At 40.1% G+C, this 19,408-nt stretch carries 21 protein-coding genes and 2 pseudogenes; 4 read left to right on the forward strand and 19 right to left on the reverse strand.

Translation table 11 applies throughout. From position 1 onward, the window contains the following. Positions 1-12 precede the first annotated feature (12 nt). Together HMPREF3279_RS02575 and HMPREF3279_RS02580 are read right to left on the reverse strand one after the other, a co-directional pair. Complete coding sequence (locus HMPREF3279_RS02575) at positions 13-624, reverse strand: tetratricopeptide repeat protein (RefSeq protein ID WP_257282668.1); 612 nt, start codon at positions 622-624, stop codon at positions 13-15. A gap of 64 nt (positions 625-688) precedes the next feature. Then, entirely contained in the window at positions 689-1,405 is a 717-nt protein-coding gene (locus tag HMPREF3279_RS02580) for a YwiC-like family protein (RefSeq protein ID WP_070867982.1), read from the reverse strand. Positions 1,406-1,516: 111 nt separating this feature from the next. Here HMPREF3279_RS02580 and HMPREF3279_RS02585 point away from each other — a divergent pair, with 111 nt between their 5' ends. Then, on the forward strand, positions 1,517-1,867 hold the full coding sequence (locus tag HMPREF3279_RS02585; protein WP_005698531.1) for a RidA family protein: 351 nt from the start codon (positions 1,517-1,519) through the stop codon (positions 1,865-1,867). A 90-nt stretch (positions 1,868-1,957) separates the two neighbouring features. Further along, positions 1,958-2,368: a Z-ring associated ZapG family protein gene (locus HMPREF3279_RS02590; protein WP_014065209.1), complete on the forward strand. Its 411-nt coding sequence runs from the start codon at positions 1,958-1,960 to the stop codon at positions 2,366-2,368. A gap of 59 nt (positions 2,369-2,427) precedes the next feature. On the opposite strand, the gene lolE is transcribed toward HMPREF3279_RS02590, so the two are convergent. The 10 genes and pseudogenes from lolE to HMPREF3279_RS02640 form a co-directional block, all read right to left on the reverse strand. Beyond that, positions 2,428-3,678: a lipoprotein-releasing ABC transporter permease subunit LolE gene (gene lolE / locus HMPREF3279_RS02595; protein WP_070867983.1), complete on the reverse strand. Its 1,251-nt coding sequence runs from the start codon at positions 3,676-3,678 to the stop codon at positions 2,428-2,430. Continuing rightward, positions 3,678-4,361: a lipoprotein-releasing ABC transporter ATP-binding protein LolD gene (gene lolD / locus HMPREF3279_RS02600; protein ID WP_014065207.1), complete on the reverse strand. Its 684-nt coding sequence runs from the start codon at positions 4,359-4,361 to the stop codon at positions 3,678-3,680. Before lolD ends, lolE begins: the two co-directional genes overlap by 1 nt. Positions 4,362-4,364: 3 nt before the next feature. Further along, on the reverse strand, positions 4,365-5,546 hold the full coding sequence (locus tag HMPREF3279_RS02605; RefSeq protein ID WP_049367494.1) for a lipoprotein-releasing ABC transporter permease subunit: 1,182 nt from the start codon (positions 5,544-5,546) through the stop codon (positions 4,365-4,367). Next, a complete protein-coding gene (locus HMPREF3279_RS02610; protein ID WP_070867984.1) occupies positions 5,546-6,493 on the reverse strand; it encodes a 2-hydroxyacid dehydrogenase in 948 nt (315 codons plus the stop codon). Before HMPREF3279_RS02610 ends, HMPREF3279_RS02605 begins: the two co-directional genes overlap by 1 nt. A 66-nt stretch (positions 6,494-6,559) precedes the next feature. Then, positions 6,560-7,414 carry a 3-deoxy-8-phosphooctulonate synthase gene (gene kdsA, locus HMPREF3279_RS02615; protein ID WP_070867985.1) on the reverse strand — a complete coding sequence of 285 codons (855 nt, stop codon included), beginning with the start codon at positions 7,412-7,414 and terminating at the stop codon, positions 6,560-6,562. Between the two features lie 12 nt (positions 7,415-7,426). Continuing rightward, on the reverse strand, positions 7,427-8,230 hold the full coding sequence (locus HMPREF3279_RS02620) for a SirB1 family protein (protein WP_070867986.1): 804 nt from the start codon (positions 8,228-8,230) through the stop codon (positions 7,427-7,429). Then, entirely contained in the window at positions 8,230-9,108 is an 879-nt protein-coding gene (gene prmC / locus HMPREF3279_RS02625) for a peptide chain release factor N(5)-glutamine methyltransferase (protein WP_070867987.1), read from the reverse strand. The genes HMPREF3279_RS02620 and prmC overlap by 1 nt, the downstream gene beginning before the upstream one ends. Beyond that, positions 9,108-10,190, reverse strand: a complete 1,083-nt coding sequence (gene prfA / locus HMPREF3279_RS02630) for a peptide chain release factor 1 (protein WP_005695856.1) — start codon at positions 10,188-10,190, stop codon at positions 9,108-9,110. Before prfA ends, prmC begins: the two co-directional genes overlap by 1 nt. A 97-nt stretch (positions 10,191-10,287) precedes the next feature. Continuing rightward, entirely contained in the window at positions 10,288-10,824 is a 537-nt protein-coding gene (locus HMPREF3279_RS02635; protein ID WP_049371211.1) for an elongation factor P hydroxylase, read from the reverse strand. Positions 10,825-11,005: 181 nt separating this feature from the next. Further along, positions 11,006-11,914, reverse strand: a pseudogene (locus HMPREF3279_RS02640) (AraC family transcriptional regulator N-terminal domain-containing protein). A gap of 85 nt (positions 11,915-11,999) precedes the next feature. On the opposite strand from HMPREF3279_RS02640, the gene HMPREF3279_RS02645 reads away from it, so the two are divergent. Continuing rightward, a complete protein-coding gene (locus HMPREF3279_RS02645) occupies positions 12,000-12,218 on the forward strand; it encodes a hypothetical protein (RefSeq protein ID WP_049372470.1) in 219 nt (72 codons plus the stop codon). A 108-nt stretch (positions 12,219-12,326) separates the two neighbouring features. Here HMPREF3279_RS02645 and HMPREF3279_RS02650 read toward each other — a convergent pair whose 3' ends face one another. The 6 genes and pseudogenes from HMPREF3279_RS02650 to HMPREF3279_RS02670 all read right to left on the reverse strand — a co-directional run bounded on the left by HMPREF3279_RS02650 (position 12,327) and on the right by HMPREF3279_RS02670 (position 17,401). After that, complete coding sequence (locus HMPREF3279_RS02650) at positions 12,327-12,941, reverse strand: CadD family cadmium resistance transporter (RefSeq protein ID WP_003766668.1); 615 nt, start codon at positions 12,939-12,941, stop codon at positions 12,327-12,329. A gap of 309 nt (positions 12,942-13,250) precedes the next feature. Then, positions 13,251-13,943, reverse strand: a complete 693-nt coding sequence (locus HMPREF3279_RS02655) for an ATP-binding cassette domain-containing protein (RefSeq protein WP_180365021.1) — start codon at positions 13,941-13,943, stop codon at positions 13,251-13,253. Next, positions 13,943-14,071 (reverse strand): annotated as a pseudogene (locus HMPREF3279_RS09990) (ABC transporter permease); the annotation flags it as partial. The pseudogene HMPREF3279_RS09990 and the gene HMPREF3279_RS02655, both read right to left, overlap by 1 nt. Positions 14,072-14,459: 388 nt before the next feature. Then, a complete protein-coding gene (locus HMPREF3279_RS02660) occupies positions 14,460-15,476 on the reverse strand; it encodes a YeiH family protein (RefSeq protein ID WP_070867989.1) in 1,017 nt (338 codons plus the stop codon). 393 nt (positions 15,477-15,869) lie between these two features. Then, positions 15,870-16,196: an IS3 family transposase gene (locus tag HMPREF3279_RS02665; protein WP_133253120.1), complete on the reverse strand. Its 327-nt coding sequence runs from the start codon at positions 16,194-16,196 to the stop codon at positions 15,870-15,872. A gap of 332 nt (positions 16,197-16,528) precedes the next feature. Beyond that, a complete protein-coding gene (locus HMPREF3279_RS02670; RefSeq protein WP_070867990.1) occupies positions 16,529-17,401 on the reverse strand; it encodes an MBL fold metallo-hydrolase in 873 nt (290 codons plus the stop codon). Positions 17,402-17,546: 145 nt separating this feature from the next. On the opposite strand from HMPREF3279_RS02670, the gene HMPREF3279_RS02675 reads away from it, so the two are divergent. Next, complete coding sequence (locus tag HMPREF3279_RS02675; RefSeq protein ID WP_070867991.1) at positions 17,547-18,500, forward strand: GlxA family transcriptional regulator; 954 nt, start codon at positions 17,547-17,549, stop codon at positions 18,498-18,500. 182 nt (positions 18,501-18,682) lie between these two features. Here the strand turns inward: HMPREF3279_RS02675 and HMPREF3279_RS02680 are convergent, their stop codons facing one another. After that, positions 18,683-19,261: an NAD(P)H-dependent oxidoreductase gene (locus HMPREF3279_RS02680; RefSeq protein WP_049367484.1), complete on the reverse strand. Its 579-nt coding sequence runs from the start codon at positions 19,259-19,261 to the stop codon at positions 18,683-18,685. Positions 19,262-19,408: the final 147 nt, after the last annotated feature.

Raw genomic sequence — 19,408 nt, forward strand, 5'->3', positions numbered from 1 at the left:
CCGCACTTTTTCTTAATACAAGCTCAAACGTTGTAATCGCTGTCTGGCGATTTCTTTGATTTCATCCTTTTTCGCTGTATTCATAATTTCCAAATAAAGTAATTTGGCCAAGCCAATATTGACTTGTGTTCCAATCCCTTCTTCATACAAACGAGCTAAACGGAATCGCCCCTCATTACTACCCGCATTCGCGGCTTTTTGAAACCATTCAAAGGCTTTGGTAAATTCTTTCTGATTGGTATAAATTTCCCCTAATGTAAGCATAGCATCGGGATCTTTTGTTGCACTGGCTTCAAATAATTTAATCGCTTGAGCGGTATTTTGTTTCACATAGTTGTTGCCGTTGAAATACATGACTGCCAAATTATTGATAGCCTTAATGCTGCCTCGTTCAGCAGCTTCGCTAAACCACCAATAAGCCAACTCTTTATTTTCATCCACTCCACGGCCTAAATTATAAAGCATCCCTAAATTGCTTTGTGCTTGTAAATTACCTTCCAAAGCTAAAGGATACATAATTTCAAAAACCGCTTTCCAATCTTGTTTCTCTGCCAGTTTTTGTGCCAGATCCATTTTTTGCTGATCCGTCATTTGCGCTTTATCGACCAAATCAATAGTTTTCATCGCAAATGCTGAACTACTTAAGGTAAACGTGGCGAGGAGTAAAAATTTGGCTAATGTCTTCATCTTATAATGTCGCTATCAATAAAATAATCAAAAAAATGGCGGATGTTCCGAATTCTATTAGACCGACTTGTTTCACTGAAAGTTTCTTGGTGGGTAAATAAATGGCACGAATTAACGCCAGCACAAAAGCAAGTGACAAGACATAGTGTTGGGTAAACAAGCAACCGAGTACGCAAAGCACGTGGAAAATAATGGAGGCTTTGAGATAAAGCGGATTTTTGCGTTCACGCATCATTGATTTGACGTAAAGCGTCGTGCCAATAAAAAATAAGCTTGGATACAATGCTACCCACCAGATTTTTTCATCAAAAGTGCGGTCAGAAAAATAATAGGATCCCATACCTGCAAGGGCAAAAATCGCAATACCCGCTAAATCATTGAGAAGGTTACGTTCATCTTTTTTCTTGGTGTAATAGATACTCACCAACACAAAAGGAAACATGGCTGCAATAAAGAAAAGAATTTGCCAGTTATAAAAAATGGCGGGGAGCGCAAATAAAAAAGCTGCGACACCATAGATGATAGTCCACTTTTTATATTCCGCCATATTTTTGCCTTTAAAGAGACTAAGCATTGGATAACTCAGCAAATACATGGTGAACCAAGCTAACAGCAAAAAGAAATGCGCCCAAACAGGTGAAGCTAATAACATACCGTAAACAAAAGGCAATAGTGCCATCACAATGGCGCCATATTGATTCGAAATCAGGAGTTTCATAGTTCTCTTTAGTTGATAAAAATTCTCAGTTATTTTATCCCACAATTTCTTGATTTACAAAGTCTAAAACCGCCTTTAGAATGGAATTATCTTCATCAAAAAGGAGCCATTATGTCGATTCAACGTATTCAACCAAGCAAACGCTTTTCTGAAGTAGTCATTCATAACAATACTGCCTATTTTGCTGGTCAAGTACCGGAAAAAACCGTTAAGCAAAATGCTTACGAACAAACCAAAGAAGTCCTTTCACTGATCGATAAATTATTGGCAGAAATTGGTTCGGAAAAAAGCAAAATTCTTACCACGCAAATCTTCCTTGCAGATATGGCAGATTATGCTCAACTCAACCAAGCATGGGATGAATGGGTCGATAGTCAAAATCCACCAAGCCGAGCAACAGTAGAAGCGAAACTTGCAGATCCTGATTGGAAAGTTGAAATCGTTATTATTGCAGCTGTGTAAACACAGCTTTTCCAAAATGTGATCAACCGCAAAGAAAGTTTTTCGGTTTTCCTTTACACTAAACACTGAATTCAAAAGAAGGAGTAATGTATGCAATCATGGATACCAGAAATATGGCAAGCTGCTGTGATTGGGCTTGTGGTTGGCGTAATCTTAGGCTATTTGCTGTTACGTTTAACAAAAGGTTCAGTCAAAAAACAAGTTCAAACCGAAGCTGAACTAAAAGAAGTAAAAACACAATTAAGCGATAAACAAGCACAACTTGAAAAACATTTCGCGGAAAGTGCTGAATTATTTAAAACCTTAATTGGTGATTATCAAAAACTCTATCGTCACTATGCCGTTTCATCTGAAACCTTGCTTGGCAATAAACCAGCCGACAAAGGTTTATTTACCCAGCAATTGGTGACTGCCTCATCAGAAAGCAAATCTGAAGAGCCACCGCGTGATTATTCTGAAGGTTCATCTGGCTTATTAAAAACAGATAAAGAAAACCAATAATGATTAACGGTTGAACAATAAAAAAATCAGGGATTAAATACTTAATCCCTGATTTTTTATTAGTGATTGCTCAACACTTGAGCCGGTTGTAACTTCGCGGCTCGACTGGCTGGATAAAGACTGGCGAGTAAACTCAATACCAATGCCGCCACGAGAACTAATACAACATCGAACCAATGTAATTCGCTTGGTAAGAAATCAACGAAATAGATGCCATCTGATAACAGTTTTTTACCAAGTAATGCCTCGATGCCTTGAATAATCGGCGTGAGATTCAGTGCGAGTACGACTCCTAACACGATACCAATCAAACACCCTTTCATTCCTGCAAGCAAACCATACCAAATAAAGATCTGCTTAATAAAGCCATTATTTGCCCCCAGGGTTCGCATAATCGCAATATCACCTTGCTTATCTTTTACCGCCATAATTAAGGTAGAAACGATATTAAAACATGCTACCCCAATAACAAGCACCATGGCGATATACATCACTGTGCGGATAAGCTGAATATCACGATACATATAGCCAAATTTTGCCACCCAGTTTTGGATATAAAGCAGTTGAGGATAATCATTCAGCATCGAATAATCCATTTCTTGTACTTTGAATGGATCATCCACTTTTAATTCAACACCGGTAATTTGATCTTCTTGATACCCCATTAACTCTTGTGCTTGAGGTAATGCTAATAAGGCATAACTGTGGTCTAACTGACCATCTAAACGTAAAATAGCAGTCACTTGAACACGCTCACGATTAGGTTGAGCCATTTGATCTTCGCCATTCGGTTGAGAGATTAATAACGACACCCAATCGCCTGCTTTAACATCTAACTCTTTGGCAATACCAGAGCCTAACACTAATCCGCCTTCTTCTGCGAATTTCTGCCAGCCATCACCTTCCACAAACTTACCAAGAGAACTCACTTGATCTTCAGCTTGTTTATCGACCCCTTTCACTTGAACGACTTTAAGTTTATTGCCATTTTCGACTAAGGCTGTAAAACTCACAAAAGGTGAAAATGCGGTAATTTTTTTGTTTGTTTTTAGACGTTCCGCAAGGTTCTGCCAATGGTTTAATGTGGCTTCATTGGCATGTGGATTAACGGTGATTTCCGTATGCGGCACCACAGCCAAAATACGTGAATTCAATTCACGCTCAAAACCATTCATGGCACTTAACCCCACGATCAACACCGCCACACCAAGGGCGATACCGATAGCAGAGAATTTTGAAATTAACGCCACCAACGGATTCTTTTGCTTACCCCGTTGATAACGCCAACTAATGAAAAAAGGCGTATTCATTATGCACCTTCCTTCAAAATGCCATCTTGCATAGTTAAACAACGAGACAATTTTTGCGCCAAGGACATATCATGCGTAACCAATAAAAACGCAATGTTTTGCTCCGCATTCAAGGTTTGAATTAATTCAAAAATACTTTCTGTGGTTTTATGATCCAAGTTCCCGGTTGGTTCATCGGCCAAGACGAGAGCGGGATTATTCACTAATGCACGAGCAATCGCCACACGTTGACGTTCACCGCCCGAAAGTGCAGATGGACGATGAGTAATGCGATGACTTAAGCCTACTGCACCCAATATTTTTTCAGCACGATCTTTTGCTTCTGTTTTATTCTGACGACCAATTAACATCGGCATCATCACATTTTCCAAGGCGGTAAAATCTGCCATTAAATGGTGAAATTGATACACAAACCCTAGATTTTGGTTACGTAATTTAGCCAATTCACTTTCAGACGCTTTTTGCAATGATTGCCCTTTAATAAAGACTTCCCCACTACTTGGCTGATCTAAGCCGCCTAAGGTGTGTAATAAAGTACTTTTTCCCGAACCAGAACTTCCCACAATCGCCACTAATTCCTGTGGTTTCATGGCAAAGCTTACGCCTTTTAATACTTGGGTCTGGTTCTCGCCTTCTTGGTAAAATTTATTAATATTTTGGCATTCTAATAAGTAGTTATTCATATTTTACTCATAACGTAATGCTTCCGCCGGCTCAGTTTTTGCCGCACGATAAGCTGGATAAATGGTTGATAATAAAGATAACAATAAAGAAAAGGCAATCACAATAATGACTTGCACAGGCTCAATCGAGGTCGGCAAGAAAACACCGTTCGGATTGATCGCACTTAAAATTGCCCCAAGATTTAAGGTAATTAATACGCCCAGTACAGCACCAATCAACGTGCCCACTAGCCCCACCAATAACCCCTGATAAATAAAGATCGAACGCACTTGTGATTTAGTGACACCTTGTGTTTGCAAAATGGCAATTTCCCCTTGTTTATCCACCACCATTAAACTTAATGAGGTCACGATATTGGAAATCGCAACAACAATAATTAAGCTAATCAACAAGCCCATCATATTTTTTTCCATACGAACTGCTTGGAAAAACTCCCCTTTTTGGACACGCCAATCGCTGATATGACTCTCTTCAAAATAGGTTGGCAATTCTGTGATTTGGAAAGGATCATCTAGGAATAAACGATAGCCTTGTGCCTCACCTGGTTGAATACGCATTAGGCGACCAATATCGGCTAAATTAGCAAAAACTTCATAACCTGACGCTTCGCCATAATCATAGTAAATCTCACTCACTGTAAATAAACGCTGCATCGGCACACGACCAAATGGCGTATATTGGCTATTTTCAGTAATCATTAAGCGAACTTTATCGCCCACCGCTAAGCCTAATTTTTGCGCCAGATTATCGCCAATAATTAGCTTAAACTCACCTTGCGGTAAAAGTTGATTAAATTGGCTCGGATCGAAACCTTCCAGTAAAGGATCATCTGAAAAAGACTGAATGCCAATTACTTGTCCTGCACTCACGCCTTTTGCTGTTTGAAACACAACATTTGTCGTATTAATTGGCACAGCTTTTTGCACAAAGTGCGGTGTATTTTCAAGCGGTTTTTCTGCTGAAATAGGCGCTTCTTGGCTAACAATCGCATGCGGAATTGTCGAAAGCACCTGTTGTTTTTGATAGCCTTCTAATCCATTCATGACAGAAAGCACAATAATCAATGCCATCACACCTAGTACGATGCCAAAGCTTGCCAAATTAGCAACAAGTCGCCCAAAACGATCGGCGCTTTTTGCACGCCAATATCGCAGGGCGACATATAAAGAAATAGGTAAATTCATTATTTTTGATTTAATTGTTGAACGAAATCTTCGATATTTTGCGTCACTTTTTTCGTTAGCGTGGTTACCGCACTATCACTCGCCCAAGCAATATGAGGTGTGATAATTAAATTCGGCATCGTTTTCGCTAATTCAATCAGTGGATTGTTTTTCTCTGGTGGTTCTTTCACTAACACATCTAATGCGGCACCACCTAACTGCCCTGATTTTAATGCGTCACAAACTGCTTGCTCGTCAATCAATGGACCACGACCAGTATTGATTAAATACGCACCTTTCTTACAAAGTGACAAGGTTTCTTGATTGATTAAATTTTTAGTTGTTTCAGTCAATGCACAATGCAATGTCAGAATATCGGCTTGTTTTAGCACCTCTTCAAAAGGCGTGTAACCTTCACGGCACGTTGTGGCATTTCGATGTTCAGCATAAAGGACTTTCATGCCTAAAAGCTCACCTAAACGCCCTACTTCTGTACCTAAACAGCCTTTTCCAAACACACCTAACGTTGAACCTTTAACATCTGTAATGGGATAATCAAAGTAGCAGAACTGTTTACTCTCAGTCCATTTGCCGGTGATTTGATCGCGTTGCCAGCCAGCCAAGCTATGTTTTAACGCAAAAATCATGCCCAACACATGCTCAGGTACGGTCGTGGCAGAATAACCCGTCACATTTTTAACCGCCACGCCCAATTCTTTTGCCGCGTCTAAATCCACGTTATTGGTGCCTGTTGCGGTGATAGCAATCAATTTTAATTTAGGTAATTGTTGCAACACCTCACGGCTTAAAATCACTTTACTGGTGATAATAATATCCGCGTCTTTTGCTCGCTCAATAGTTTGCTCTGCAGAAGTATATTCATACTCTACCCAGTTATGCGGAAAGCTTGGACGAGGAATAGGAATATGTTTTGGAATTGCCGTGCTGTCTAAAAATACGATATTCATTGTCATCTCCTTTTACAGAATAAAAGTGCGGTCAAAAACAACGCTGTTTTCAACCGCACTTCTCCATTAGATGGACGTATCTAATTCAGGGAAAGACTTCACTAAATCATCAATGGCTTTCATCTGTGAGACAAAACCTTCTAATGCTGAAAGTGGCAATGCAGAAGGGCCATCACATTTTGCTTGATTAGGATTTGGGTGCGCTTCTAAGAATAAGCCTGCAATGCCAATTGCTAAGCCCGAACGCGCTAATTCGGTCACTTGTTCACGACGACCACCTGAAGCGGCACCAAACGGATCACGGCATTGTAATGAATGGGTCACGTCAAAAATGACAGGGCTGCCTTTCGACACTTTTTTCATCACGCCGAAGCCTAACATATCCACCACTAAATTATCGTAGCCAAAGTTTGAACCGCGATCACAAAGGATGATTTTATCGTTACCACATTCTTCAAATTTATCGACAATATTGCCCATTTGACCTGGGCTTAAGAATTGTGGTTTTTTCACATTAATCACTGCCCCCGTTTTTGCCATCGCTTCGACTAAATCTGTTTGACGCGCTAAAAATGCCGGCAATTGGATCACATCCACCACATCAGCTACAGGCTGGCATTGATAGATTTCGTGCACATCAGTAATCACTTTCACGCCAAAGGTTTCTTTTATCTCTTGGAAAATTTTTAAACCTTCTTCCATGCCTGGACCACGGTAAGAATGAATTGAAGAACGGTTAGCTTTATCGAAAGATGCCTTAAAAACATAAGAAACGCCCAACTTTTCCGTCACTTTCACATAAGCTTCGCAAACTTGCATCGCCATATCGCGACTTTCAAGCACGTTCATCCCGCCGAAAAGCACAAAGGGTTTGTCATTTGCGACATCAATATTGCCAATTTTTACAATTTTATTTTGCATAATATTTCCTTTTTAATGGATGGACTTGGCATCTTTCAATGCTTCGCCTTTCAGTTCTAAAAGTTGAGTTTTTAACAGAGAAGAAGTGGGATCATTCGGACATTGATCCACAAAATATTCCAAATCCTCAATAGCTGAAGGATAAGCGCCCATTTGCGCCAACACTAAGCCGCGATCGCGAATATCATAAGGATCTTTTCTTCCTGCTAATAAGAATTGGATATAATTAAACGCCAAATCGTTTTGTTCTTCACGAATTAAGGCATTCTTGGCGAGCTGACGGAAACGTGCGATAAGCATCGGAATATCTGCTCGAGCTAAGTCTTCAGGTTGAATTTGAGCCCCAAAACCAAAGGCACCTTCATAGAGTTTTTTCAATTCATCCACTGAAATGTATTTTCCACTCCAAGGATCAATAAACGCCACTTCACCATCGACTTCTGCACGTAAAATCAGTTGCGTCGGGAAATTCACGGGATAAATCGGCAATTTTAAACTTGCGGCCAAATAAAGTATTAAGGCGCCAAGGCTCACCGGCATGCCTTCACGCTCTTCTAAAATATACGGAAGATATAAATTGCGAGCATAGAAGTAATTATCCGCATCGCAATGAAAGCCCCAATCACCGTAAAATAACTGCAAGAGTTGATGAATTTTAGCTTTATCATCCCATTCTTCAGGAATAGCTTGGCGAGCTTTGCGCACCAAGCTTCCAACAAGCCCTCTTAAGCGAGGCTCATCAAGTTGCTCTTTCTCACAAATGCTCAAATAAAAATGAGTCAGTTCAGCATATAAGGCTTTTTGATCGTATTTCATTACCGCTTCCAATATCCCAATGTTACGCGCTCATTGTCGCCATAATCCCGTATGGTTGCAACCCCTTGCCAATGATTTTGCCAGAAAATTGACCGCACTTCTTCACCCTGTTTCCAGCCGTGCTCTAACAATAAATAGCCGTTATCTTTTAAATGTCCTGGCGCATGCTCAATAAGATGACGTAAATCAGCTAAACCGTTTTCGCCCGCCACCAACGCCGAACGAGGCTCGAAACGCACATCACCTTGGAAAAGATGTTCATCGGTTTCATCAATATAAGGCGGATTACTGACGATAATATCAAACTGCCCTTCAACATTTTCAAACCAACGACTCTGCAAAAATTGCACCTTGAGCTGATTTTTTTCTGCATTGGATTGCGCTAACTTGACGACTTCTGGCATCAAATCAACACCGATGACATCTAATTGAATATGCTTTTTTTGACAAATAGGAGAAAGCTCAGAAGCCAACGCCAACGCAATGGCACCAGTTCCGGTACCTAGATCGAGAATACGAAAGTGCGGTGGATTTTCTTCCAGTTTTTCTAACGCAATTTGTAATGCTTTTTCTACGAGAATTTCGGTATCGGGGCGAGGAATTAATGTTCCTTCAGACACATTTAAAGGCAAGGACCAGAATTCTTTTTCACCGAGGATATAAGCGATAGGTTCGCCTTTTAGACGACGATCTAAAAGTGCGGTCAATTTTAACCGCACTTTTTCATCAATTTCCGTTTCGTCGAAAGCTAAAATTTGCGTTCTTGATTTGTCCGTTGCGTGTTGCAATAGCACTAACGCGTCAACTTTGCCATTCTCTGTCGGATTTACCTGATTTAAGGCTTGCGCAGCATCGGCAAGCCATTGTTGATAGGTCATTAATTATTCTCAGATAACGCCGCTAATTGATCCGCTTGATATTCAGTAATAATTGGTTGAATAAGCTCGTCAATTTTGCCGTTCATCACTTCATCTAAACGATAGAGCGTTAAGTTGATACGGTGATCGGTTACACGACCTTGTGGGTAGTTATAAGTACGAATTTTATCTGAACGATCGCCTGAACCTAATAAGTTACGGCGAGTATCTGCTTGCTCTGCAGCTTGACGCTCTTGCTCCGCTTGTACAATACGTGAAGCCAAGACAGACATTGCTTTGGCTTTGTTTTTATGTTGTGAACGCTCATCCTGACATTCCACCACAATACCTGTTGGAATGTGGGTAATACGTACCGCAGAGTCTGTTGTATTAACGTGCTGACCACCCGCACCAGATGAACGGTAGGTATCAATACGTAAATCTGCAGGATTGATTTCCGGCATTTCTGATTCTGGTAATTCAGGCATCACCGCAACAGTACAAGCAGAAGTATGAATACGACCTTGGCTTTCTGTTTTTGGTACACGTTGTACACGGTGGCCGCCTGATTCAAACTTTAACTGACCATACACGCCATCACCGCTTACTTTAACGATCACTTCTTTATAACCGCCCTGCTCGCTTTCATTTGCGCTGAGCATTTCAACACGCCAGCGTTTACTTTCAGCATAACGGCTGTACATACGGAATAAATCGCCGGCAAAGATACCCGCTTCATCACCACCAGTACCCGCACGAATTTCTAAATAGCAGTTATATTCATCATTTGGATCTTTCGGTAATAAAAGAATTTGAAGTTGTTGCTCCACTTCTTCAATTTCGGCTTTGGATTCTTCAATTTCCATCTCTGCCATTTCTTTCATTTCAGGATCATCTAACATCAACTCCGCTTCAGCAATGTTAGAATTAAGCTGATTCCAACGATTAAAACATTTCACCACATCTTCAAGTTGTGAATATTCTTTAGAATACGCACGGAATTTATCCTGATCCGAAATTACCGACGCATCGCCTAGCAATGCCTCTAATTCTTCATAACGTTCTTTTAAACTTTCAAGTTTTGCAATAATAGAATCTTTCATATTTTTATAAAGTTAAAGCCAAAAATAAAATCGGCCTATTTTAGCCGATTTTAAGGAAAATTGACAGACGCAAAATCTGCCTAAAAATGACCGCACTTTAGATGCGAGTAACATCAAATTTCGCTAAATCAATTCGATCTTCTGTGCCATAAAATTGAGCCAAGGCATGACGCAAGGTTTCGGCACGTTTTGGTAAGCCTTTTTCTGCATAGGTTTTTACTTGTTCATATACCGCTTGCTTAAATGGTTGCGTATCTCCCGGATTGCCATTCAAATTATCCGCACTGGCAAAATAACGAAATCCCGCCGCAGTGGCTAAAATCCATTCCAATGCTTGAGGCTTCACTTCCACCTTTTCAAAATCACGTTGACGTTCTTCAGAACGGCCATCCGGCTCATACCAATAGCCAAAATCTTCTAATTTACGGCGCTCTTTCCCCGCCACTAACCAATGGGCAATTTCATGTAATGCACTGCTGTAAAAGCCTCTCGCAAAGTAAATCGCGTTATAAGGCACCTCATCATTTGCAGGAATGTAAATCGGCTCATCCCCACCTTTAACCAATCGCGTATTATATTCTTCTTCAAAACATTGATTAAAAATCGCAATGATATCCTCAAGTTTATGTTCCATGCTTTCTCCAAATATCTTTATAAATAATTCCTCTTAAAAGGTTTAAGAATTATCTCATTTTTAATGTCTTTCACAAAATCTTGGTAAATAAAAAACCGTCTGAAATTAACGTTTCAGACTTTTTTCATCATAAAGTGCGGTCAAATTTTTAGGTGTATTTAAACCTATCTTTAAGCCCCATCTATTTAATATCCCCCTTGGGCGCATGCCCGAAATACCGTTTGTATTCACGGCTGAATTGGCTAGGTGATTCGTAGCCGACTTGGTAAGCGGCTTCGGTAATACCTCGTCCTTCTTGTGCGATCAATCGTCTGGCTTCCATCAAACGTAATGATTTTTGATATTGTAGCGGTGAAAGGCTGGTTATCTTCTTGAAATGACTATGAAATCCAGATAATGACATGCCACTTAGATTTGCCAAGGTTTCCACAGTGATGGTTTCACTAAAATGTTGTTGCAGATAATGGGTGGCTTGGGCGATTTTTTTGGTATGCGATCCATTGCTTACCATGGCTTTAAATTTGCCACCTTGTTCGCCTATAAGGAGTCGATAATAAATTTCTTGTTGGATAAGCGGTGCAAGAAACTCAATATCTTTTGGATTTTCGTGCAAGAGCAATAGACGTTCAACAGCATTTTTGAGAGATTCATCCAGATGCCATTGTGCAAAACCTTAGTCGCCCTGTTGGACATCATCTACAAGGTTTGGATTTGCTAATAAAATCTTGCTAACGCTTTCAATATCAATTTTCATCGACATCACTAAAAACGGCTTTTGCGGCTCTGCACATTTAATCTCGCCACGCATCGGTATGTTTACTGGGCAAAACATAAAATGTTGATTATCAAATCGGTAGCATTGTTCGCCTAACTGCACTTCACGTTCTCCGCTTAACACGATGCAAATGCTCGGCTCTTGAATAATACCTTCGTAACAAAATGGTTGATCTGAATGGCGAAGAAATAAGCCTTTAATCGGTGATGAATAGAGTTCGTTATGTGGAATAACTTGTAATAAGCGTTCTATCGTTTCAGTTGAGAATATGATTTTGTAGGAATAGGCAAGTAATTTGAATAAATCATATAACACTTCATATTGCCGTTCAATATAATGTACTCACTTTCAACGGCGGTACGCCAAAACATATTAACCAATATTAAATGAGGAAAACATTATGAAAATTTTCTACAAAACATCAGCAACAGCAATCGGCGGTCGTGATGGCCATACACAAGTAGATGACGGTTCAATTGGCTTTGATTTGGTTTCATTTCAAAATGACGGCACCGGAGCTGATGAAAAACACCAACGCGCCGAGTATGGCAAGCACCGCCGCACCGACGAAAAACGGCCGCATGGGGTGGGTGAAAAACTTATTCATGGTTTGGCTTAATTCTGCATGAAGATGCTTTCGGATATGGATTTATTGGGCGGACAGGGTTGTATCTTATATTGAAGAAGCAAGCCGAAGGTTTGTCAGATACTCAAATGCCCGTATCATTCATATTATTGATATTATTGTTTGAATTGTATTATTTTCAATAATAATAAATAACCCTAAACCAATATAAATAACAGCCATTATCCAACGACTAAACTTCTCTACAATTTCACCAACACCTGAAATATTAGCCAATCTTTGTGCTGTATATACTAAAACAAAAATCAATATTAAAAATACAAGAAGAGTAACTAATAAGTCGACAAGATCTAAAGTCACAAAGTAAGGAACAAAAAGTCCAATATTATCTGCACCACAACTAGCAACTGTAACCAAAGCAACAATACCGACTAATTTTGACAACCCTTTTTCATCCAATTCTTTTTTAGCTCTTTTTTCGCCCTCACAATCGTCGTAAATAGCAACTTTAATACCTAAGTAAATCGGTATTAAACCTAATAAACCCAACACCCATTTTTCCGGAACATAATTCAAAACAAAAGCTAGAAATAAACTAACTAATATTAAAATTACAGAACCTAAATATTGTCCGATATAAATATCTCGATATTCTTTTCTAGTATTTGCTCTAGCAAAAAATATTAATAGTATTACCAACAAATCTACTGCTGTAGCAATATATAAAACAGCAGCAGTAATCACAGTCGAAAACATAAAGCACCTCATAATGAATCCCCTGCCCCCTTGGCACCACGGCTTTTTCAAAAACCGAATCGCGTTCGGATAACAGATTCGTATCTTTCGCTAAAGAGGCAAGCCTGCGGCTTGCTTACCCTCTCCCTAGCCCTCTCCCACGGGGAGAGGGAATTGGGCTGTCGAGCCTGAACATTTTCAGGTTTACCTGACATCTGATTCCCAATTCTACGGCTCTCTGATTTTGAGAAACCTGATCCCCTTTCCCCGTGGGAGAGGGCTAGGGAGAGGGCAACGAACCGCAAGGTTTGTCAGAAATTTAAATTCCTATCACTCATAATAATGAATCCCCTGAAACTCTCTTGCCACCACGGCTTCTTCAAAAGCCCAATCGCGTTCAGACAGCGGCGTAGGCAGGGTAATCACGTTTTGCACGTTCATGCCCTTAGTGGAAAGCAGCATGATTTCATGGCTCAGGCGTGCGACTTCGAAGCGGTCGTGCGTTACCAGCATACACGCCATGCCCTGCCGCTCGATTTTTTCCACCAGCATGGCGACCAAAATATCGCGCAAATCGCGGTCCAAACCGACGAACGGCTCGTCCAGCAAGGCAAGGTCGCAGCCGCACAGCTGCAGGCGCAAAAATGCTACCCGTTTCGCCATGCCGCCGGACAATTCGGTCGGATATTTGTTCAAATCGCCCGCAGTCAGCCCGACTTTCGCCGCCAGCGCGATGATTTCGCCTTCATCGGGTTTGTCCATAAAAATAGCGATATTCTGCATCGCGGTCAAGTTTTCCGGCAGGCGGTTTTCCTGAAACAGAAAACCCGTTTTGCGGAAAGTATTGCGTATCGTGCCCGATTTCGGCGTTTCCAAGCCCGCAATCAAACGCAAAACCGTCGTCTTGCCACAGCCGCTCGGCCCGAACAAAGCTTTCACTTCGCCATGTTGCAGGTTCAAACTGAAATCGTGCACGATGGGGTCACGGAGAATTTCAAAACGCACGTTTTCAAGACAGAGCATCACCTTCTCCACGGCATAAACAAAATTTCCAAAGGCTTGGTAATCAGGTATTCAAACAGTGACACAAACACGATAACCAACACCACATAAGCCATCACCGTCGAAGTCCCCCTGATAGCGCAAGCGTCCTCGCTTGTGCCATTACAATCTATTGTGGTTTTGGAGTTAGCAAAATCCCGAGGCAAGCTCACGAATAAAGTTTACCGGAAAAGTGATATTTGGCGATAAAGTGATTACCTGTTTAAGTTCTTCATTTTCTTCTAATAACAAAAAAGTGCGGTCATAAAATCAAAAGGATTCTGAACGTTGGCTTTACCAACGGCTCCCCAGATAGCCCTCCCCTTCTGACGCGTAGTTTTATCTATCTAAAAAATAAGCAAATTGAAGTTATTCATGAAAATAGTAAAAATCTGAATCAAACGAAATTGATTTTCAGGCACGCGTTAGGAAACGCGCGCTATCGTGGGGTCCAGGTTTTGGGGTGCAGATCAAAGTGCGGTCAATCTTAAGTGAATTTTATATTAATTTTGATATTCCATAATTCACTAAAAATCCACCAACCACTAGCCATAAATAAATTAGTATTCCTAAAATCAGAGGTTTTAATCCTGCTTTCTTGATTGCGCTTGCTTGTGTAGTTAAGCCGAGCGCAGCCATCGCTGAAATTAATAAGAAAGAATCGATTTCAACTAATAAGTTTACAAGTTCTTTTGGTAATAAATCAAAAGAATTAAAAATCGCAACGCCAATAAAAAGTACAGCAAACCAAGGAATTGTAATTTTGTGTGACGTATTTTCTGATACTCCATTACTACGTGTTAATAACCAAGAAAGCATTAATAAAAATGGTGCAAGCATCATCACTCGGATCATTTTGGAAATGACGGCAGTATTCGCCACGATAGGATCAATATTTTCCCCAATCGCATAAACTTGAGCCACTTCGTGTACACTAGAACCAACATAAATACCAAATTGATGGGCGTTAATTAAATGTTGTGACCACGTGTAGAACAAGGGGTAAGTAAAAATAGCAAGAGTCCCGAAAATGACCACTACGGCAATTGCCACTGAAACTTTATGGGATTCTGCTTTGGTAACAGGCTCTGCCGCCATCACTGCTGCTGCACCGCAAATGCTGCAACCTGCCCCAGTGAGATAAACCAATTGTTTATCCATTTTTAGATAACGAATGCCTAAAAGTGCGGTAAAAAAGAAGGTTGAAATTAGCATGATTGCATCAGTGACGACAGCATTTAATCCGACATCAGCAATATCGCCAAAAGTGAGGCGAAAACCATACAGCACAATGCCAGTGCGAAGAAGCGTGCCTTTCGCAAATAACACGCCTTTTTCCACTTGTGTTGAAAATTGCGGATAAATGGTATTGCCGATTGCCATTCCCAGCAAAATGGCAATAATTAAAGCACTGATATGATAATGATGGGAAAAATCAGTGTTTCCTAAATAGTTAGCAAGTATAGCGATAATCGCAATAAATATAAGTCCGAAATAAAAGGGACGAGTGTTCATTTTTCCTTTCCTTAGTGAGTCAAGCGGTTTCATCTAAAATTTTGCCAAAATAGCTTTCGACTAAGCGACGAGTAACATCAGTTTGTGGATTAAATGAAAAACCTGAAGCGTGGGTGCAATAAGTTAAGCCATTTTCAGTTAAAAATGTTGGAATACTTGGCGCAGCCTGTAATTCTACACTTTAGCTTATGCAGAGCAGAAAATATAAAAATCTCAGATTTAGACGTAACATAACAAATGCATTGTAATAAATTATGTGCCAAATTGTAAGGCATATTAGTAAAAATGGCTAGGATATTGAATGTTTAATAGGGTTCAAAAGGAAATCAATCAAATTATTAATCGTGGTTTTGACCGCACTTTGATCTGCCCCCCAAAAGTTAGACAGGTTAGTTAACTTAAATATTGAGCTCGGTATTGCACCGGGCTCAACCCTTTGAAAGCAAGTTTAATTCGTTTTTGGTTGTAATACACTAAATATTCTTCAATTTCAGCCTGTAATTCAGCAATTGAATGATAAGTCCGAGAGTAAAAGCACTCTGATTTTAGTATCGCAAAAAAACTTTCAATCACCGCATTATCGTAGCAATTTCCTCGGCGACTCATACTTTGCACCGCTTTACCCTCCAACATCTTTACCCATTCCGCCGTGCCATACAATACACCTTGGTCGCTGTGAATAATCGGGCATTCTGTCGGTTTAAGAATTGTAGCGTGCAACTTGTTGCACGAAATCGTGAATGCCCGAAAGGGTTAAATAACGTTCCGTGCGTGATTCGGTCGTGCATCAAGATGCACGCTACGAGGGGTAAATAATCCTCCTATATGTTGAATTTTGGTTGTCAGTCTTGTTCATTATATAGCGAGGATTTTTTTCTGTTCATCGCTTAAGCTATTTGTCTCCATACGCATAGCGTATGGTTTTTATAGCCTGACTTTGCCTGGCTATAATCAAAGGCCGTCTGAAAATTCAGACGGCTTTTATATAACGAAGTGCGGTTAAATTTTTAGGTGTTTTTTGTGAATTATCCTAAGAACTCAACCACTTGTTTTTAAAACTTCACTGTTTCACCATCTTCTGGAATTGCTACATTTTCAAGCTTATTTGCTTGGACAAATTGGCGTAAATCCTTACGGTAAACAGACATATGATTTACTGCATCCATGTGCACCGTGATAAGTTTTGTATTTGGTAGCATGTTACGAGCATGAGCAACATCTTGTAACCCCATAATAATGCCATCATTCGGAAAAGCTAAGGTACGCGCATCACCTGTGTTCATAATCATTACATCAGGTTTATAACGATTAATGGCTTTGTTTACTTCGGCAGTCCAAACTGTGTCACCAACCAAATAAACCGTTGGATGGTCTTTCGCTTGGAATGTTACGCCCATCGCCTCATCTAAAATCTCGGCTAATTGTGGTACAGCGTACATTTCCGTTGTGCCGTGAGAACCGCCGGTTTTATTTAAAATAATACCTTCGAACTCCACCGGTTTTTCTAGCGATAAACTGGTTATGTTAGTAAAACCTTGCGCTTTGAGTAAGTCGCCATCCCGTTCATGCTGCACAAAAATTTTGATGGATTTAGGTAAAATTTTTTGTGCAACTTCATCCCAATGATCTTCATGTGTATGAGTCAAAATAATGGCATCAACATCTTTGAAAGTATCTTCTGCTTTCATCGGCAATTCCACAAGTGGATTACGCAAATGGCTATTTAATGTCCCTTCAAAGCCTGCATAACGTCCTTTTTCAGCAAGCATCGGATCAATTAAAAAAGTTTTCCCTGCGTAGTTCAGGCGACCAGTAGCATTGCGAATATGTTGGTAGCTATCAGTGTTTTTAGAAGCAAGATCTACAGCGAAAGTATTTGCGCTAATAGCCAATGCTGTAGCGCTAATTAAGGTTTTTAAGTTCATTGTTTTTCCTTTTCTATATACGTTATTGAATGAATAAACATATTATAGTGAGAACAAAATTGCGCAAAAATAGATAAAAAATCAATAAACGTAATAATCGGGTCATTTTTTTGTGCTATGCTCATATAAAAGTAGGAGAAATAAAATGAATAAACCCACAGTTGCTTTGATTGTGTATGAACAAATGATGCCCATTCATTTTGCGATGGCATATTCCGTTTTTTCTATGTCGGATTTAAACGGCAAGCCGTTATTTGAGTGTAAGATCGTTAGCGATTCGGACAACCTGACAAACTCGCTATTTCACATACATTTAGATGGAGGTTTAGAATGGTTGGAGAATGCTGATATTATTGTAATGACTGGATGGCATAATACTCAAGTGATGCCGAGTGAGGCTTTATTAACAGCATTACGGCAAGCGTATCAACGTGGCGCGACAGTAGTGGGTTTATGTTATGGCGCCTATGTGTTGGCGTGCAGTGGCCTACTTAACGGCAAAAAAGCAACCACACATTGGCTGGGATATAGTGATTTTACTAATCGTTTTCCGCAGGTGAAATGGGATTTAAATCCCATTTATTTGGAACAAGATCGACTGATTACCTCAGCAGGAACGGCAGCTTCCATGGATTGTTGCCTTTCTATTGTCCGTAAATTATATGGTGTAAAAATTGCCAATCATATTGCCCGAATACTGGTTATCCCCCCTCATCGTGAAGGCGGACAAGCACAATTTATCGAACGTCCTATTTCTCGTTCCACACCTAATCATAATATCAATGCGTTGCTTGCTTATTTAAATGAAAATCTGACCGCGCTTCATTCGACTGATAGCCTTGCAGAACGTTTGTCAATGAGCCGTAGCACTTTCATCCGACATTTTCGTAAAGCAACCGGAATGTCATTAAATCAATGGTTAATTGAAGCAAGACTACAACGAGCAAGAGAGCTTTTGGAAAGCACAGATTTATCTATTACTGATATTGCAGAACAAAGTGGATTTCATAGCGATACTGCCTTGCGTCAGCACTTCTTGAAAAAACATAAGATTTCACCTAATCGCTGGCGTAAGCAGTTTCAAATTGAGGATGTTTAGATCTTTTTATTTTAAAGTGCGGTCAGATTTTTAGGTGTTTTTGCAAATTCAGTTCAAAATTAGACCGCTTGTGTGCTCTAAACTCAGTCTATTCCTCTTCCCTCTCCCCGTTAGGAAATTTGATTAGATAAAAATAAAAAAGGTGGGCCAAAATGCTCACCTTCTAAACTCATATTTTGTAATTATCCGAATACTTTTTCCAAATGTGCTTGGTAGTCTGCTAAGTATTGTTCTACTTGTGGATTTTTAATCACATCGTTACATAAGAATGTCGGCAGACGGGTCAAACCGATGAACTCGTTGAGTTTGTGGAAAGGCATGTACACAGCATCTACGCCTTTGCCTTCGAAGAAATCGCCTTCACGGGTGAATGCTTCAATCGGCGCATTCCAAGTAAGCGAGAGCATGTGTTTTTTACCTTGTAACAAGCCGCCTGTGCCGTAGCCTTCAGTTGGATTGACACGATGGCGACCATCACTGTGGTAAAGCTTGCCGTGTCCGACGGTTAATACTTCGTCTATGTATTTTTTTACTGTCCAAGGTTCATGCATCCACCAGCCTGGCATTTGCCAAATCACGGCATCCATCCACAAGAATTTTTCGATTTCTGCCTCAACATCATAGCCGGCATCAATCACGGTTTCTTTTACATTGTGTCCAAGTGCGGTCAAAACTTCTTTCGCTTTTTTGTGAAGTGTGTGATTTAACTCACCATGTGAATGGCCAAACTCTTTTCCACCGTCTAATAATAAAATATTCATTTTTTCTCCTTTAGCTGATAATTTACCGATTACTAAGCACTTTACTAATGCAACAATTTAACCAATCAATAAGCGCCAACTATTAAACTTACTACTCAAGTTCGAGAGTTTGATAGAAGTTAAAAGCGCAATAAAAAAGCCTTGAAG

The organism is Haemophilus sp. HMSC71H05 (genome assembly GCF_001838635.1).
GTDB classification, from domain to species: Bacteria; Pseudomonadota; Gammaproteobacteria; order Enterobacterales; family Pasteurellaceae; genus Haemophilus_D; species Haemophilus_D parainfluenzae_R.